Raw genomic sequence first — 17,259 nt, 5'->3', positions numbered from 1 at the left:
CCCACGTGCGGTGCGTCAGCAACCGGCCCCGGCCACCTCGGCCGGTCACGCACCGCGCCTCGCTCGAGCACCGCCCGACCGGGCACCGCAACGCGGAGTTAACACGTCGGTGACGCCGTCGAACCACACGCGGCGCAGAGTTTCTGTCGATCAACCGAAAAGCCACTGGAGGAGCCCCGATGAGCAGCACCGCGACCACGGCCGGCGCCCGGTCCCACGCCCGGGCCCAGGAGGGGACCGTCGTCGAGACGATGCCCACCGTGCCCGCCGCGCGCACGAGCAGCCCCCTGCCCGACCAGGTCGCGAGCAGCGACGTCGTGTGGTCCGAGCGGATCGCCGGCGGCGGCTACGGCCATCGCGTCCTGGCGCGCGGCACCCACCTGCGGCTGACCGACCTCACCGGCGACGCGTGCGCCTCGGTGCTCCTCCACTCGGCCACCTCACCGTGGGAGCGGCTCAACGTCGCCGACACGGTGAAGGTGCAGTGGCAGGTCTACTCCGGGACGGGCCAGCTGCTCCTCTCCGACCAGGCCCGCGTCCTGGCCAGCCTGGTGGACGACACCAGCGGCCACCACGACGCCGTCTTCGGCACGACCACCCAGGCCGCCAACGCCGCGCGCTACGGCGACGGCTCTCCGCAGGGCCCCACCCCGGCCGGCCGCGAGCTGTTCGTCCTCGGCGCCACCAAGAACGGCCTCGGCCGCCGCGACCTGCCCGGCTGCGTCTCCTTCTTCCAGGGCGTGCGCGTGGACGAGGCGGGGCGCGGCGTCTGGCAGGGGTCGGCCGGCGCCGGGGCGAGCGTCACGCTCCGCCTGGAGATGCCCGCGATCCTGCTGCTCGCCAACACCGCCCACCCGCTGGACCCGCGCCAGGAGTTCACCAGCGGCCCGCTCGACGTCCTCGCGTGGCGCGGAGCACCCACCGCGCCCGACGACGACCTCTGGTCCGCCTTCCCCGAAGGCCGCCGCGCCTTCGAGAACACCCTCGACCACCTGAAGGGACGTGGCCTCGCATGAGCACGACCACCGACCCGGGCACGCTGACCCCCCGCGACGCCCACACCCCCGCGACCCTGACCGGCGGGCACCTCGCCGGCCTGACCGAGACCCACCGCGAGCTCGTCGCCGCCCGGGCACCGTGGTCCCGCGTGCTGCGCGCGGGTGAGGTCCTCACGATCGTGGACGTCGACGGCAACCAGGCCGTCGACTTCCTCGCGTTCGCCTGGCCGGACACCTCCCGCGCCTACTCCGCGCAGGCCACCCTGGCCGCGGCCGGCGGGGTCTTCCTCACCACCGGCTCGGTCCTCCTCGACAACGAGGGGGGCCCGCTGCTCACCGTGGTCGCCGACGAGGTCGGCCGCCACGACACCCTCGGTGGCGCCTGCAGTCAGGAGTCCAACACCCTGCGCTACGGCCACCACACCCGCGCCCAGCACGCCTGCGCCGACAACTTCATGAACGAGGCCTCGCGCTACGGCCTGGGCAAGCGCGACCACGTCTCCAACGTCAACTGGTACATGAACGTGCCGGTCGACCCCGACGGCGCGCTCGGCATCGTCGACGGCATCTCCGCCCCCGGGCTGAGCCTCGCGCTGCGCGCCGAGACCGACACCCTCGTGCTGGTCTCCAACTGCCCGCAGGTCAACAACCCGTGCAACGGCTTCGACCCCAGCCGCGCCGAGATGGTCGTCCACTCCCCCGAGGCGGGTGCCCGATGAGCGCCACCACGACACCGGCCACGACACCGGGCACCCTGCTCGTCGCCAACCGCGGCGAGATCGCCTGCCGGGTCATCCGTGCCGCGAAGGCGGCCGGCTGGCGCACCGTGGCCGTCTTCTCCGAGGCCGACCGCGGCGCCGCCCACGTCCACCTCGCGGACGAGGCGGTGCTGCTCGGCCCGACCCCGCCGAGCCAGTCCTACCTGGACGTCGACGCGGTGCTCGCCGCGGCGAAGGCGACCGGTGCCACCGCGGTCCACCCCGGCTACGGCTTCCTCTCCGAGGACGCCGGCTTCGCCGAGCGGCTGGAGTCCGAGGGCCTCACGTTCGTCGGGCCGACCCCCGACGTCCTGCGCACCTTCGGCGCCAAGCACACCGCCCGCGAGGCCGCGACGGCCGCCGGCGTCCCCGTGTTCGCGGGCACCGGCATCCTCGCCGACGCGGACGAGGCCGTCGCCGAGGTCGAGGCGGTCGGCTACCCCGTCATGCTCAAGGCGACCGGCGGGGGCGGTGGCATCGGGATGACCGTCTGCCGCACCCCGGAGGAGCTGCGGGCGGGGTTCGCGTCCGTCACCCGGATGGCCCGAGCCAGCTTCGGCTCGGCCGGCGTCTTCGCCGAGCGCTACGTCGAGCGGGCCCGGCACGTGGAGGTCCAGGTCTTCGGTGACGGCACGGGCCGCGTCCTCACCCTCGGCGACCGCGACTGCTCGCTCCAGCGCCGGCACCAGAAGGTGCTCGAGGAGGCCCCCGCGCCGGACCTCCCGGACGACGTCCGCGAGACCCTGCGCACCGCCGCCCGCGACCTCGCCGCCTCGGTGGCCTACCGCTCCGCCGGCACGGTGGAGTTCGTCTACGACGCCGAGCGCGGCGAGGCGTCCTTCCTGGAGGTCAACGCCCGGCTCCAGGTCGAGCACCCGGTCACCGAGCAGGTCACCGGGGTCGACCTCGTCGGCTGGATGCTGCGCCTGGCCGCCGGTGACACGGCCTTCGTGGACGAGGCTCTCGCCGCGCACCCCGACGGCGCCGTGCCGGTGGTCGGCCACGCCGTCGAGGCGCGCGTCTACGCAGAGGACCCGGCCGCCGACTTCCGCCCGTCCGCCGGCCTCCTCACCGGTGTCACCCACCCGGCCGCGTCCGCGGACGTCCGCGTCGACGGGTGGGTCGAGACCGGCACCGAGGTCTCCACCGCCTACGACCCGCTGCTCGCGAAGGTGATCGCCACCGCCGGCGACCGGCCCGCCGCCTGGGCCCGCCTGCGCGACGCGCTGGAGGAGACCCGGGTCGACGGCATCGAGGTCAATCTCGGCCTCCTGCGCGCGGTCTGCGACCTCGACGCCGTCGCCGACGTCCGGCACACCACCCACACCCTCGACGGCTTCGGCGACCCCGAGCCGCGGATCACGGTCGAACGCCCGGGCCTGATGACCACCGTCCAGGACGCCGAGGGCCGGCGCGGCCTGTGGCAGGTCGGCGTGCCGCCGTCCGGGGCCATGGACGCCCGCTCGCTGCGACTGGGCAACCTCGCCCTCGGCAACGACGAGGACGCGGCCGGCCTGGAGTGCACCGCCACCGGTCCCGCGCTGCGCTTCACCCACGACACCCTCGTCTGCGTCACCGGGGCACCCGCGCCGGTGCGCGTCGACGGCGTCGAGGCGCCGATGTGGGAGCCCGTGCTCGTGCCTGCCGGTGGCCTCCTCGACGTCGGGGACGCCGGCGCCGGACTGCGCACGTACGTGGCGCTCGCCGGTGGCCTCGACGTGCCGGAGTACCTGGGCTCGCGCGCCACCTTCACCCTGGGCGGGTTCGGCGGCCACGGTGGCCGGGCGCTGCGTCCGGGCGACGTCCTGCGCACCGCCGCGACCGAGCGGGAGCCCGCCGGTCCGGTGGACCCCGCGCTGCGCCCGACGTTCGGGACGCACTGGGACCTCACCGTCACCGAGGGCCCCCACGGCGCACCGGAGTTCTTCACCCGCGCCGACATGGAGACCCTGTTCGCCACTCGCTACGGCGTGCACTTCAACTCCGCGCGCACGGGTGTCCGGCTCGTCGGGCCGAAGCCGCAGTGGGCACGTCAGGACGGCGGCGAGGCCGGTCTGCACCCCTCGAACATTCACGACAACGCCTACTCGGTGGGTGCCCTGGACTTCACCGGGGACACCCCGATCCTGCTCGGCCCGGACGGCCCGAGCCTGGGTGGCTTCGTCTGCCCCGTGACGGTGGTCAGCGCCGACCGGTGGAAGCTCGGCCAGCTGCGGCCGGGCGACACCGTCTCGTTCGTGCCGGTCCGCCTGGAGGCGGCCCCGTCGCCCCGCTCGCTCGTCCTGCCGTCCCCGACCCGGCCGCGGACGGGCGGGGACGGCGACGACGGCGTGCTGCTGCGTCGCCACGCACGAGGCCCGGGCGCCCCGGACGTCGTGTACCGGCGCTCGGGGGACGACAACGTGCTGGTCGAGTACGGCGACCTCGTGCTGGACCTCGGCCTGCGGGCCCGGGTGCACGCGCTGCACACCGCTCTCGCCGAGCAGCGCGTCGCGGGCGTCCTCGACCTGACGCCAGGCATCCGCTCGCTCCAGGTGCACGTGGACCCCGACGTCCTGCCGGTTCCCCGGCTGCTGGGCCTGCTCACCGAGCTGGAGGACGGGCTCCCCGCCGTCTCCGAGCTCGTCGTGCCCAGCCGCCAGGTGCGGCTGCCGCTCTCCTGGGACGACCCCGCGACCCGCGAGGCGATCGCCCGCTACATGGCCGGCGTGCGTGACGACGCGCCCTGGTGCCCGTGGAACATCGAGTTCATCCGCCGGGTCAACGGCCTGGAGAGCGTCGCGGACGTCTACGACACCGTCTTCGCCGCCGACTACCTCGTGCTCGGCCTGGGCGACGTCTACCTCGGCGCCCCCGTCGCCACACCGCTCGACCCGCGGCACCGGCTCGTCACCACGAAGTACAACCCGGCCCGCACCTGGACGGCGGAGAACTCCGTCGGCATCGGCGGCGCCTACCTGTGCATCTACGGCATGGAGGGGCCGGGCGGGTACCAGTTCGTCGGCCGCACTACGCAGGTGTGGAGCAGCCACCGCACCAACGCGCTGTTCGAGCCCGGCAGCCCGTGGCTGCTGCGCTTCTTCGACCGGATCTCCTGGTACCCGGTCGAGCCCGAGGAGCTGATGGACCTGCGCGCGGACATGGCCGCCGGTCGGGGCTCGCTCGACGTCACCGACGGGGAGTTCTCCCTCGCCGAGCACGAGCGGTTCCTGGCCGACAACGCTGCCTCGATACAGGAGTTCCGGGAACGTCAGGCGACCGCGTTCGGCGCCGAGCGCAGCGCCTGGGAGGCCGCCGGCGAGTTCGACCGTGCCGAGGCCGCGGCGGAGGCCGCCGTCCCGGAGCCCGTCGACGTCGAGGTGCCCGAGGGCGGCGCGCGGGTGGACGCGCCGTTCGTGGCCAACGTGTGGAAGGTCGACGTGGCCGAGGGCGACGTCGTGGAGGAGGGAGCAGTGCTCGTGCGACTGGAGGCGATGAAGATGGAGAGCCACGTGACGGCACCCGCGGCCGGACGGGTGGTCGCCGTGACCGCCACCCCGGGCACCCAGGTGGCACCGGGCGACGCGCTGGTCGTCCTGGCGGCCCTGGACAGCGCGGAGGTGTCGGCATGAGCCGGGTCGGCGACGCGTTCGCCGCCCTCGAGGTGGCGCAGCGCCCGGAGGTGTTCCTGTTCGTCCGCGACCGCGAGGTCGTGGAGGCCGAGGCCGCCTCCGCGCAGGGCCCCCTGGCCGGGCTCCTGCTCGCGGTGAAGAACAACGTGGACGTGGCGGGCACGCCCACCACGGCCGCCTGCCCGACCTTCGCGGACGGGCCCGCCGACGCCGACGCCCAGGCCGTCGCACGGCTGCGTGCGGCCGGTGCCACCGTGCTCGGCTCGACCAACCTCGACCAGTTCGCCACCGGCCTCGTCGGCCAGCGCAGCCCGCACGGCGGGGTCCGCGACGCCCGGCGTCCGTCCTACGTCTCGGGTGGTTCGTCGTCCGGGTCGGCGGTGTCGGTCGCGCTCGGTCTGGCCGACGTCGCCATCGGCACCGACACGGCCGGGTCCGGTCGCGTGCCCGCGATGTTCCAGGGCCTGGTCGGCATCAAGCCCACGCTCGGGGTCGCCGCCGTCGAGGGCGTCCTGCCCGCCTGCCGGTCCTGGGACGCGGTGACGATCTTCGCTCGCGACCTCGACACCGCTGCCACGGCGATGGGGGCGATGGCGGGCGGACCGGGCACCCGGGCGTGGCCGTCCGACGTGCGGCTGGCCGCGCCGACGCGGCCGCGGGTCGCCGTCCCCGAGACACTGGTGCGGATGGAGCCGGCCTGGGTCGCGGCGTTCGACGACGCGATCGCCAGGCTCGAGGCCGGCGGTGCCGACGTCGTGAAGGTCCCCTTCCAGGACTTCCTGGACGCCGCGCTCCTCCTCTACGACGGCGCGCTGGTCGCCGAGCGGCACGGGGCCGTCGGCGACTTCGTGGACGCCCACCTCGACGACTGCGACCCCACCGTCGGCGGCATCGTCTCCCGGGCCGGGGAGGTCAGCGGCTCGGCGTACGTTCGCGACACCGCCCGCCTCGAGGAGCTCAGGGCCCGGGCGATGGGCCTCGTCGAGGGCTGCGACGTCCTCGTCGTGCCCACCGCCCCCGGCCACCCCACGCAGGCGGCGCTGGCCGCCGCGCCGGTCGCGGTGAACTCCTGGGTGGGCACCTACACGAACTTCGCCAACCTCTTCGACCTGTGCGGCGTCGCGGTGCCGACGGGCACGGTGGTCGAGGAGGACGGCTCGGTCGCGCAGACGGGAGTGACGGTCCTCGGCCGGGCGTTCGAGGACGCCGTCGCGCTCGACGTGGCACGCCGCATGGCCGTGCTACCGCCGTCCGTGGCGCTGCCCGGTGCGGCACCGGCGCTGCCGGACCCGGGTCCGTGGCCGCTGCTCGCCGGCGCGGAGGCCACGCGCCTGCTGGTCGTCGGGGCCCACCTGCCCGGCCAGCCGCTCGCCCACGAGCTGGAGGCCCTCGGCGCCCGCTGGGTGGGTCCGGCCACCACCGCTGCGTCCTACCGCCTGCTCGCCCTCGACACGACGCCGCCCAAGCCCGGGCTGGTGCGGGAGGCCGAGGGCGGGGCGGCGATCGAGGGCGGTCTCTGGGAGCTCTCCCCCGCCGCCCTCGGTCGCTTCCTCGCGGCCCTCCCGGCCCCCATGAGCCTCGGTTCGGTGGAGCTCGCGGACGGCAGCTGCGTGACCGGGTTCGGCGTCGCCGCCGACGCCGCGGCCGCCGGCAAGGACATCACGTCCTTCGGCGGCTGGCCGGCCTACCTCGCCGCCCGCTGACCCCGTCCCGCCGAGTCGGCAGCAGCTTGCTGCCGACTCGGCGGTGCCTCAGTGCGAGGAGACGAAGTCCTTCTGCCGGACGAGGAACAGCACGGCGACGGCGGCGACGGCCGCACCGACGGAACCGATGAGCAGGATGTGGTTGAGCGCGTCGACGACGGCGGTGGTGCCCACGTTCAGCACCAGGTCGTAGGCGGCCGAGCCGTCTCCGCCGTTCTGCTCGGCGGCCGACTGCGCGGCCGACGCGGCGACCTGCACCTGGCCGGAGGACAGTGCGGCGGAGAGACCGTCCACCGCCGCGTCCGGCACCTGGCCGCTCAGGTCGGAGGTGACCGCGTCCGAGACCTGGTGGCTGAAGATCGAGCCCAGCGCCGCGATGCCCGTGGCGATGCCGACCTGGCGGAAGGTCGAGTTCACGCCGGAGGCCATGCCGGAGCGGTCCGGGGTGACGACGCCGACGGCCGTGGAGGCCAGCGGCGGGTTGACCATGCCGATGCCGAAGCCGGCGATGACCATGCCGGCGATCAGGTGGGTCCAGGCGGAGTCGGCGTCGAGGCCGGTCATGAGGAACAGGCCGACGGCGACGAGCACGAAGCCGGGGAACATCAGCCACTTCACCGGTACGTGGCTGGAGAGGCGTCCGGCCACCACGGCGCACACGAACGAGGCGCCGGAGAGGAAGAGGAACCGCACGCCCGTGCCGACGGCGGAGTAGCCGAGCACCGACTGCACGTAGATGACCAGGTAGGTCAGCAGCGAGAAGACCGTGGCGGAGATGGCGAACGCGGCGACGAGGCCGCCGACGAAGGTGGGCCTGCGCAGGAGCGTGAGGTCGAACATCGGGTGCCCGAGGCGCGCCTGGCTGACCAGGAAGACCACCAGCAGGACGGCGGCGACCACCAGCGAGACGACGACCTGCGTCTCGCCCCAGCCGGACTCGCCGGCCTCGATGAGGCCGAAGACCAGCGCGGCCAGCGCCACGGAGAACGTGATGAACCCGAACCAGTCGGGGCGGCCGGCGCGGGGGTCCTTGGACTCCTGGACCCGGGCCAGGGTGACGACGAGCGCGACCAGGCACAGCGGCACGTTGACGAAGAAGATCCACCGCCAGGACAGCCCGGAGGTGAGCACGCCGCCGAGCACCGGGCCGATGGCCACGGCCACGCCGGTGGTGGCGCCGAAGGCACCGAAGGCCACGCCCCGGTCCTTGCCGCGGAAGGCGCTGGCCAGCAGCGCGAGGGCGGTGGCGAACATGGCGGCGCCGCCGATGCCCTGGAAGGCGCGGGCCAGGCAGAGGAAGAGGACGTCGGTCGCGAAGCCGCAGGCCAGCGATCCGACGGTGAACAGCACCAGGCCGATCGCGAAGACGCGACGGCGGCCGTAGAGGTCGGCCAGGGAGCCGGCCGTCAGCAGCAGCGCGGCCAGGGAGAGGGCGTAGGCGTCGATGACCCACTGGAGGTCGGAGAGCCCGGCGTCGAGCGCCGTGGCGATGTCGGGGAGCGCGACGTTCACGATGGTGATGTCGAGCAGCAGCATGAAGACGCCGAGACAGACGGCGGCGAGGGTCCACCACTTGGTGTCGGACCCGGCGGGCGCGCCGGCCGCGGTGGTCTCGGGGGCGGGCGAGGACATGGGAGCTCCTGCGTCGTTGCGAGGGGGTGGTCGCTGAGGATGAGGGACGGGCGAAACCGTCACGGGCTGAACTATCTGCTGCGCTACGATACGCTCGGAGAGCAGATCGTCAACACCTGAACGATCTGGTGCGGGACGAACGAGAGGGGGATCACGCGTGGGGCTCGACTGCCACGTGGCCGCGGGCCGCGAGCTGCTGCCCGAGCTGGCCGCGCTGCCGGGGCACCTGCTCTGGCGCGCCGCCGGACGCACCCAGCTGATCCTCGACGCCACCCTGCCGAGCGACGCCGGCATCCAGGCCTACGCGGTGCTCCGGGTCCTCGGCGACGGCGTGCCCCGCAGCCAGCAGGCCCTGGCGCTGGCCGTCTCCACCAGCCGCACCACCCTCGGCAAGGTCGCGGCCGGGCTGGTCTCCCGCGGTCTCGTCGAGCGCGTGCGCAACCCCGACGACCGCCGCTCCTACCTGCTCACCCGCACCGACGCCGGTGCCGAGGCGGCCGAGGAGTGGGCCCCCTCCGTCGAGGCGGCCGACGCCGCCGTCCGGGCCCCCTTCAGCGCGGCCGAGGCCGACGACCTCACCGCCCTCCTCGCCCGACTCCTGGTGGCGGACGACGGCACCGCCGCCGCCCCCGAGCTGCGGACCTTCCCCGGGTTCCTGATCGTGCGTGCCCACACGGCCGTCGGTCCCCGGTTCTCCGCGGGCCTCGCGCCGCTGGGCATCGAGCCCCGGCACATCGGCTCGCTCGTGGCCGTGCGCGCCCGCGGACCGATGCCGCAGACCGAGCTCGCCGGCTACCTCGGCCTCAGCCCGGCGTCCGTCGTGGGCATCGTGGACGAGCTGGAGCAGCGCGGCCTCGTGGAGCGCCGACGCAGCACCACCGACCGGCGCGCGCACGAGCTGCACCTGACCGGCGAGGCCCCCGCCGTCATCGACCGCGCTCGCACCCTGGCCGACGCGGTGGTCGAGGTGGTCTGCGCCGACCTGGCCGCCGACGAGCTCGAGCGCCTGCTGGGCTACCTGCGCCGGGTCGTCACCGACGCCTGAGACGCCCCGCTCAGGCGGGCGCACGAGCAGGCGCACAGGCAGCGCCCGCGTGGTGAACCGTCTCGGGTCGGTCCTCCGCGCGGGCGCTGAGGCGAACCTAGAGCGGTCCGCAACGCCTCCGCAGCAGAATCGGCCCGGTGGTGGTGGCAGCACCCGTACGGACGGCACCAGCGGGTGGCCCCTCGTGCCGGCCGGGTTGTGACCTCGTCCACCCCCCCTGGTCGGAAGAGGTGGCGGACCTCCCCGGTTGGACCTCGTGCACGACGCACCCCTGCGACCCGGAGGAGACTTCCGTCCGATGAGCCAGCTCTTCGCCCCCCTCACCCTGCGTGGCACCGAGATCAGCAACCGCGCCTGGATGGCGCCGATGTGCCAGTACTCCGCCGCTGCCGAGGGCCCCGACGTGGGCGCCCCCAACGACTGGCACCTCGCCCACTACGGCGCGCGGGCCGCAGGTGGACCGGGCGCGATCATCGTCGAGGCCACCGGCGTGCTGCCCGAGGGCCGCATCACGGGGTGGGACCTCGGCATCTGGGACGACGCGCAGGTGCCCGCCCACCGCCGGCTGACGGCCGCGATGGAGGCGCAGGGCGTCGTGCCCGGCATCCAGCTCGCGCACGCCGGCCGCAAGGCCAGCACCGCCAAGCCGTGGGACGGCGGCTCCGGGGTCTTCGAGGGCCCGGCCGCCTGGCAGGTCGTGGCGCCCTCGGCGCTGCCCTTCACCGAGGGCTATCCCCAGCCGGCCGCCCTGGACGAGGCCGGCATCGCCCGCGTCGTCGAGGGCTTCGCGGACGCGGCGCGGCGCGCGCTCGAGGCCGGCTACCGGCTGATCGAGCTGCACGCCGCCCACGGCTACCTGCTGCACCAGTTCCTCTCCCCGCTCTCCAACCAGCGCACCGACGGCTACGGCGGCTCCCTGGAGAACCGGACCCGCCTCGCGGTCGAGGTGGCCGAGGCCGTCCGCGCGGTGCTGCCCGACGACGTCCCCCTGGTCACCCGTGTCTCCGCGACCGACTGGGCCGAGGGCGAGGGCTGGACGGCCGAGGACACCGTGCACCTCGCCAAGCAGCTCGCCGGTGTCGGCGTCGACGCGCTGCACGTCTCCACCGGTGGCAACCTGCCGACCGCGCAGATCCCCGTCGGGCCGGGCTACCAGGTGCCGTTCGCCCGGAAGGTCCGCGAGGAGGCGGGCATCCCCACCATCGCGGTCGGGATGATCACCGAGCCGCTCCAAGCCGAGCAGCTGCTGGCCGACGGCGCCGCGGACGTCGTGGCGCTGGCCCGCCCGCTGCTGGCCGACCCGATGTGGGTGCGCCGCGCCGCGACGGTGCTGCGCAGCGACTCCCCGCTCCCCGACCAGTACGCCCGGGCCGCCTCCTTCCTCTGACGGCCCGACGGAGGGGGGATACGACCCACCACATTCGTGGTTCCGCGCGCCCGAAACCACGAATGTGGTGGGTCGTACCCCGTCCACCGCGCGCATGATGGGCGGCGTGGACTGGACGACGTGGCTGGTGGTCGCCGGCGTGCTGGCGGGGCTGTGGGCGGTGTCGGTGCTGGTGATGGTGCTGCTGGCCGACCGGCTGCCCGACGGCCTGCTCAAGCAGGTCGCCGAGTTCCTCCCGGCGTGCGTGACGACGGCGCGGCGGCTGCGGCGACACCCCGACGTGCCGCGGCGGGCCAAGGTCGCGCTGGGCGTGGCCGTGGTGTGGGTGCTCAGCCCGATCGACCTGCTGCCGGAGTTCCTGCCGGTGATCGGTCCGCTCGACGACGTCGTGGCGGTCGTGCTGCTGCTGCGGTACGCGGCACGCAGCATCCCCCGCCCCGTCCTGCTGGAGGCGTGGCCGACCGACCCGGCGCTGCTCGAGCGGCTGCTGGGCCCCGCCCGGTGACGGCCGGGAGGGAACAGCTCAGGGCCGCGCGCCCGCCAGCGCCTCGGCCTCCTCGGGCGAGAGCTGCTGCTCGCAGGCCCACCCGGTGACCGCCTTGGCGTAGGTGCGGGCGTCCGAGCGCCCGTGGATCGAGGTGAGCAGGACGCCGTCGCCACCGTCGTCCACGAGCGCCAGGGACCACGACAGGTGCCCGCCCATGTCGCCGAAGGCGTCGTAGCGGACGACGGCCAGGTGCCGCAGCGCGTCGGCGTTCTCGGCCCGCAGCGCGGCGACCTCGGCGCGCAGGCCGGCCACGTCGGTCGGCAGCTCCACCCGCGGGTCCCGCGCGCGCAGCCCGGCCGTGCGGGCCGAGCGCCGCGCCGCGACCACCGCCAGGGACAGCGCCACCACGGCCAGCAGGAAGCCTGCGACCGCCAGCACGACCACCACCGCGGACACCACGCTCGTCGACATGGCCGCGAATCTAGACTGGGCGGGTGGCTGAATCGCGACGCATCGCCTACCAGGGAGAGCCGGGAGCGAACTCCCACATCGTGTGCGCGGAGCACTACCCCGACTTCGAGGCGGTGCCCTGCGCCTCGTTCGAGGACGTGTTCGCGACCGTGGAGTCGGGCAACGCCGACCTGGCGATGATCCCGATCGACAACTCCCTGGCCGGCCGCGTGGCCGACATCCACCACTTCCTGCCGGGCTCGAGCCTGCACATCGTGGCCGAGCACTTCCTGCGGATCAGGTTCGACCTGGTGGCGGTGCCGGGGGCGACGCTGGAGTCGATCAAGACGGTCCACAGCCACGTCCACGCCCTGGGCCAGTGCCGCCGGGTGATCCGCGAGCTGGGCCTGGAGCCGGTGATCGCCGGCGACACCGCCGGCGCCGCGCGCGAGGTCGCCGACGAGCGCGACCCCTCGATGGCCGCCATCTCCCCGCCCATGGCCGCGGACCTCTACGGCCTCCAGGTGCTGCGCAAGGACGTCGAGGACGAGGACCACAACACCACCCGCTTCGTGGTGCTGGCGCCCCGCCCGCAGCGCCCGCCGGTGGGCGCGGGCCCCGTGGTCACGAGCTTCATCTTCAACGTCAAGAACCTGCCCGCGGCGCTCTACAAGGCGCTCGGCGGCTTCGCCACCAACGGCGTGAACATGACCAAGCTGGAGAGCTACATGGTGGACGGGGAGTTCACCGCCACCCAGTTCCTCGCCGAGGTCGACGGGCACCCGGACGAGGCGGGGCTGGCGCGCGCGCTGGAGGAGCTCACCTTCTTCACCACCGAGGTGAAGCTGCTGGGCGTCTACCCCGCGAGCCCGTTCCGGCTCGAGAACCGGGCCTGAGCGGCTCGGGCCTGAGGAGCGCGCCCGTGCCGACCCGTCAGGGTCGGCGCTCGTCCTGCGGGGCGCCGAGCTCGTCGTCCGCGGCCGTGGCGTCGGCGGCGTCGGCGTGGCCGCCGGGAGCGGTGGGCGCGAACGGGTCCGGCCGTCGACGCGGCTCGAACGGGTCGTAGGGCTGCTCCGCCCAGTCGGTGCCGGGGGCGTCCGGTGCCGCGTCGGCGCGTGCTCCGGTGGCACGAGTCGCGCGCGGCTCGCGGTCGGAGCGGAACCGCAGGCCCGTGAACGGGTCCTCCCCGCGGGCGTGGAAGCCGCGGAAGCGCGCCAGCAGCTCCAGCAGGGCACGCTCGTGCGGCGTGCCCGCGGTCGAGGGCCGCCACGACATCAGCAGCACGACCTGGAGCCAGTTGCGCAGGTCCACCTCGTCGACCGTGACGGTGTAGCTGCACTCGGCGTCGGCGACGAAGGTGAGCCGCGCCGTGCGCCGCTCCCACCGGAGTCGTCCGCCGGTCACGCGACCGACCTCGACAGCAAGATCCCCCTGCACCGCAATCCCCCCTGAATTGCCGGCCGCACTGCTGCGTGCCTGTCTCCGTTGTACCGGACGAACCCCGCCCGCGACAGTCCGACCCTCCAGGGGGACGTGCTCGGGAGCACGCTCGTGTTTTCCGCGTCGGTCGGGCACGGGGCGGAGGTCCGGGGGCGGAGGTCCGGGGCGGGGGCGGTTACCGTTCCGAGGTGCACGACCCGCTCCCCGCCGACCAGGCCACCGACCAGGCCGCAGACCAGGCCGCAGACCAGGCCGCCGACTCCCGCACCCTCGACGTCGGCTTCGCCCGCCTCGACCTCGACCGGGCCGCCCGCACCGGTGACCCCGAGGTGGTCCTCGGCCAGGGCAAGACGCCGGAGCAGGTCGCGAGCATCATGGCCGCGCTGCACGAGGCGCACCCGGAGCAGGCCGTTCTCGCGACCCGGCTCGACGACGCCGCCCGCGCCCACCTGGCGCAGGCGCTGCCCGCGGCAGAGCTGCACCACGAGGCGCGCTGCGCCACGCTCGGCCCGCTGCCGCCCGCCCGGGGCACCGTCACCGTCGTCGCGGCCGGCACCTCCGACGGCCCGGTGGCCGCCGAGGCCGCGCTGGTGGCCCGCGTCCACGGGGCGCACGTCGAGCGCATCACGGACGTCGGCGTGGCCGGCCTGCACCGCTTGCTGGCGGTCCGCGAGCGGCTGGAGGAGGCGGACTGCCTCGTCGTGGTCGCCGGGATGGAGGGCGCGCTGCCCTCGGTCGTGGCCGGCCTGGTCGGGGTCCCGCTCGTGGCCGTGCCGACGTCCGTGGGCTACGGCGCCTCGCTCGGCGGCATCACCGCCCTGCTCGCGATGCTCAACTCGTGCGCCCCGGGCGTGAGCGTGGTCAACATCGACAACGGCTACGGCGCGGCCGTGCACGCGGCCCGCGTGGCCCGGCAGTCCGCGGGAGCGCAGGCGTGAGCGCCGCGCCCGGCCGCGACGTCCCCGGTCGTGACGCCCCCGGCCGCGACGTCTGGGTCGACGCCACCGCCGGCGCCAGCGGCGACATGCTGCTCGGCGCGCTGGTCGGGGCCGGCGTGCCGCTCGAGGTGATCGCCGAGGCCGTCGACGCGGTGACGCCCGAGCCCGTCGGCCTCTCGGTGCAGCGCGTGGTGCGCTGCGGGCTGGCCGCCACGAAGGTGCACGTCGACGTCGCCGACTCCACCCACCACCGCACCTGGCGCGACATCCGCACGCTGCTCACCGAGGCGGACCTCGAGGAGCCCGTGCGTCGCCGCGCGGTCGCCGTGTTCCACGGCCTCGCCGTCGCCGAGGCGTCCGTGCACGGCACCGAGCCCGACGACGTGCACTTCCACGAGGTCGGCGCGCTGGACTCCATCGCCGACGTCGTCGGCGCCTGCGCGGGCCTGGCCCACCTCCTCGGGGACGACGGCCGGCTGACCGTCTCCACCATCTCCGTCGGGTCGGGCCGCGTGCGGGCCGCGCACGGCTCCCTGCCCGTGCCGGTGCCGGCGGTGGCCGAGCTGCTGCGCGGCGTCCCCTCCTCCGCCGGCCCCAAGGGCAGCGAGGGCGAGCTGTGCACGCCCACCGGCGCCGCGCTGCTCACGGTCCTGGCCGACGCGCACGGGCCGCAGCCGGCGATGGTCGTCGCCGAGATCGGGCTGGGCGCGGGCGACCGGGACCCCTCGACCCACCCCAACGTGGTGCGCGTGCTGGCCGGCGAGCCGAAGGTCGGCGACGGGTCCAGCTCGACCGACGTCGTCCTGGAGGCCAACGTCGACGACCTCGACCCGCGCGTGTGGCCCTCCGTGCTCGCCGCGCTGCTCGAGGAGGGCGCCTCGGACGCCTGGCTCACGCCGATCCTGATGAAGAAGGGCCGCCCCGCGCACACGCTGTCCGTGCTGTGCCGGGCCGAGCTGGCGCCCGAGCTGCGGCGCACGATCTTCGTCCAGACCTCCACGATCGGCGTGCGCCAGCACGACGTGCTCAAGCACGCGCTCCCCCGCGAGGTCGTCACGGTCAGCGTGGGCGGCAAGGAGATCCGGGTGAAGGCCGCCCGCCTGGACGGCCGGGTCGTCACCGTGCAGCCGGAGCACGACGACGTCGCGGGCGTCGCCGAGACGCTCGGACGCCCCGTGCTCGACGTGCTCGCCGACGCCACCGCGGCCGCGCGGCGGCTCCTGCTCCCCGACCCGGACGCGGTGCACACCTACCGCTGAGCCCCCCTCGGTGGTCGAGGTGGTCTCGAGACAGGACTTCGTCCTTCCTCGACCTCCAGCAAGCCTCGCGACCGCCGCACGCGACCGCAGCCCCGCGACCCCGACGGGGTGGACGCCGTTCGGTCGGGCCGGGTCCTAGGCTGCCGCCATGACCGCTCCTCACTACGCCGACTCCGAGGTCGGGCGCCTGCGCACCGTGATGCTGCACCGCCCCGGCGACGAGCTGCGCCGGCTGACCCCGCGCAACAACGACCGGCTGCTCTTCGACGGCGTGCCGTGGGTCGACCGGGCGCAGGAGGAGCACGACGCGTTCGCCGAGGCGCTGCGCGCCAAGGACGTGGAGGTCCTCTACCTGACGCAGCTGCTCACCGAGACGCTCGACGACGAGATCGCCCGCAACCACGCGATCACCTCGGCGCTCTCGGGCCTGCACCTGGGCGACACCCTGCGCACCTACCTGGCCGGGTTCCTGCACGACGCCTCGCCCGAGGAGCTCACCGCCTACCTCACCGCCGGCATCCGCAACGACGAGGTGCGCGGCGGGTTCGGCCTGGTCACCTCCCTGCTGGACCGCCACGACTTCCTCGTCGACCCGCTGCCGAACCTGCTGTTCACCCGCGACTCCAGCGTGTGGGTGCGCGACCGCGCCACCGTCACCTCGCTGGCGATGCCGGCCCGGGCCCGCGAGACGCAGCTGACCGAGCTGATCTACACCGAGCACCCGCGGTTCAAGGGCACTCGCAAGATCCACGGCTGGCACCAGGAGCACGTCGAGGGCGGCGACGTCCTGCTGCTGGCACCGGGCGTCATCGCGGTCGGCGTGGGCGAGCGGTCCACCCCTGCCGGCGTCGAGCGGTTCGCGCGCCAGGTCTTCCACGCCGAGCTGGCCCACACCGTGCTCGCGGTGCCGATCGCCCAGGAGCGGGCGACCATGCACCTGGACACCATCTGCACCCTCGTCGACGTCGACAAGGTCGTCATGTACCCCAACGTCGCCGACACCCTCGAGGCCTGGACGGTCACCCTGGACGAGGCGGGCGACGAGGCCTCGCTCAGCCTCTCCGTGACCGGCCCCCGCCCGTTCCTCGAGGCCGCGGCCGACGCGATGGGCATCGAGCGGCTCATCCGCATCGACACCGGTCTCGACCCGGTCGAGGCCGAGCGCGAGCAGTGGGACGACGGCAACAACACCCTGGCCCTCGCGCCCCGGGTCGCGGTCGCCTACGAGCGCAACGACCAGACCAACGCCCGCCTCGAGGAGGCCGGCATCGAGGTCGTCCGGATCGCCGGCTCCGAGCTGGGCTCGGGCCGTGGCGGCCCCCGCTGCATGAGCTGCCCGATCTCCCGGGAGCCCCTCGCCTGAGCCGCTCCCGCGGATAGTCCCTGACCCGGATAGTCCCTGACGTTGCGCAGGTCCCGACCGGCTTGGGTTCATGCGGTGGTCGCAACACCTAGCCCTGGAGGGGTGTATGGGTGTCGGAGGCCGGCCGCGGGTACGGCGGAGCGTCGAGAGAGCTTTCTGGGAGCTGGTTCCTGAGCATCGGTCCTGGC

Annotated in this window: 14 protein-coding genes; 11 read left to right on the top strand and 3 right to left on the bottom strand. The window is 74.6% G+C overall.

Features of this window, described 5'->3' with window-relative positions; translation table 11 throughout:
* The first annotated feature begins 179 nt into the window (after positions 1-179).
* Genes M8316_RS07700 through atzF form a run of 4 tightly spaced genes read left to right on the top strand, consistent with a single transcriptional unit; the run spans position 180 to position 7,070 of the window.
* Positions 180-1,016 (top strand): urea amidolyase associated protein UAAP1, encoded by an 837-nt coding sequence (locus M8316_RS07700; protein WP_250053460.1) that lies wholly within the window; start codon positions 180-182, stop codon positions 1,014-1,016.
* A complete protein-coding gene (locus M8316_RS07695) occupies positions 1,013-1,717 on the top strand; it encodes an urea amidolyase associated protein UAAP2 (RefSeq protein WP_250053458.1) in 705 nt (234 codons plus the stop codon). Before M8316_RS07700 ends, M8316_RS07695 begins: the two co-directional genes overlap by 4 nt.
* The gene (uca, locus tag M8316_RS07690) at positions 1,714-5,367 is read left to right on the top strand and encodes an urea carboxylase (RefSeq protein ID WP_250053456.1); all 3,654 of its coding nucleotides are present in this window, start codon (positions 1,714-1,716) and stop codon (positions 5,365-5,367) included. The genes M8316_RS07695 and uca overlap by 4 nt, the downstream gene beginning before the upstream one ends.
* A complete protein-coding gene (gene atzF / locus M8316_RS07685) occupies positions 5,364-7,070 on the top strand; it encodes an allophanate hydrolase (RefSeq protein ID WP_250053454.1) in 1,707 nt (568 codons plus the stop codon). The genes uca and atzF overlap by 4 nt, the downstream gene beginning before the upstream one ends.
* Before the next feature lie 48 nt (positions 7,071-7,118).
* Here the strand turns inward: atzF and M8316_RS07680 are convergent, their stop codons facing one another.
* Positions 7,119-8,702, bottom strand: coding sequence for an MFS transporter (locus M8316_RS07680; RefSeq protein ID WP_250053452.1), 1,584 nt, complete (start codon positions 8,700-8,702; stop codon positions 7,119-7,121).
* A 157-nt stretch (positions 8,703-8,859) separates the two neighbouring features.
* On the opposite strand from M8316_RS07680, the gene M8316_RS07675 reads away from it, so the two are divergent.
* The 3 genes from M8316_RS07675 (at position 8,860) to M8316_RS07665 (ending at position 11,639) form a co-directional block, all read left to right on the top strand.
* Positions 8,860-9,747: a MarR family winged helix-turn-helix transcriptional regulator gene (locus M8316_RS07675; protein WP_250053450.1), complete on the top strand. Its 888-nt coding sequence runs from the start codon at positions 8,860-8,862 to the stop codon at positions 9,745-9,747.
* A gap of 298 nt (positions 9,748-10,045) precedes the next feature.
* Positions 10,046-11,134 carry an NADH:flavin oxidoreductase/NADH oxidase gene (locus M8316_RS07670; RefSeq protein ID WP_250053448.1) on the top strand — a complete coding sequence of 363 codons (1,089 nt, stop codon included), beginning with the start codon at positions 10,046-10,048 and terminating at the stop codon, positions 11,132-11,134.
* Between the two features lie 106 nt (positions 11,135-11,240).
* Positions 11,241-11,639: a YkvA family protein gene (locus tag M8316_RS07665; protein WP_250053447.1), complete on the top strand. Its 399-nt coding sequence runs from the start codon at positions 11,241-11,243 to the stop codon at positions 11,637-11,639.
* An 18-nt stretch (positions 11,640-11,657) separates the two neighbouring features.
* Here M8316_RS07665 and M8316_RS07660 read toward each other — a convergent pair whose 3' ends face one another.
* Positions 11,658-12,092: a DUF4446 family protein gene (locus M8316_RS07660; protein ID WP_250053446.1), complete on the bottom strand. Its 435-nt coding sequence runs from the start codon at positions 12,090-12,092 to the stop codon at positions 11,658-11,660.
* A 23-nt stretch (positions 12,093-12,115) separates the two neighbouring features.
* Here M8316_RS07660 and M8316_RS07655 point away from each other — a divergent pair, with 23 nt between their 5' ends.
* The gene (locus M8316_RS07655; RefSeq protein WP_250053445.1) at positions 12,116-12,967 is read left to right on the top strand and encodes a prephenate dehydratase; all 852 of its coding nucleotides are present in this window, start codon (positions 12,116-12,118) and stop codon (positions 12,965-12,967) included.
* A 37-nt stretch (positions 12,968-13,004) separates the two neighbouring features.
* On the opposite strand, the gene M8316_RS07650 is transcribed toward M8316_RS07655, so the two are convergent.
* A complete protein-coding gene (locus tag M8316_RS07650) occupies positions 13,005-13,475 on the bottom strand; it encodes a hypothetical protein (RefSeq protein WP_250053444.1) in 471 nt (156 codons plus the stop codon).
* Between the two features lie 224 nt (positions 13,476-13,699).
* Here M8316_RS07650 and larB point away from each other — a divergent pair, with 224 nt between their 5' ends.
* The 3 genes from larB to M8316_RS07635 all read left to right on the top strand — a co-directional run bounded on the left by larB (position 13,700) and on the right by M8316_RS07635 (position 17,071).
* Positions 13,700-14,449, top strand: coding sequence for a nickel pincer cofactor biosynthesis protein LarB (larB, locus tag M8316_RS07645; RefSeq protein ID WP_250053443.1), 750 nt, complete (start codon positions 13,700-13,702; stop codon positions 14,447-14,449).
* Entirely contained in the window at positions 14,446-15,708 is a 1,263-nt protein-coding gene (gene larC, locus M8316_RS07640) for a nickel pincer cofactor biosynthesis protein LarC (protein WP_250053441.1), read from the top strand. The genes larB and larC overlap by 4 nt, the downstream gene beginning before the upstream one ends.
* A gap of 148 nt (positions 15,709-15,856) precedes the next feature.
* Complete coding sequence (locus M8316_RS07635) at positions 15,857-17,071, top strand: arginine deiminase (protein WP_250053439.1); 1,215 nt, start codon at positions 15,857-15,859, stop codon at positions 17,069-17,071.
* The last annotated feature ends 188 nt before the right edge of the window (positions 17,072-17,259 follow it).

Origin of the sequence: Nocardioides bruguierae (assembly GCF_023554635.1) — a bacterium.
Classification (GTDB): Bacteria; Actinomycetota; Actinomycetes; order Propionibacteriales; family Nocardioidaceae; genus Nocardioides; species Nocardioides bruguierae.
This window is presented reverse-complemented; position numbering and strand designations above follow the sequence as displayed.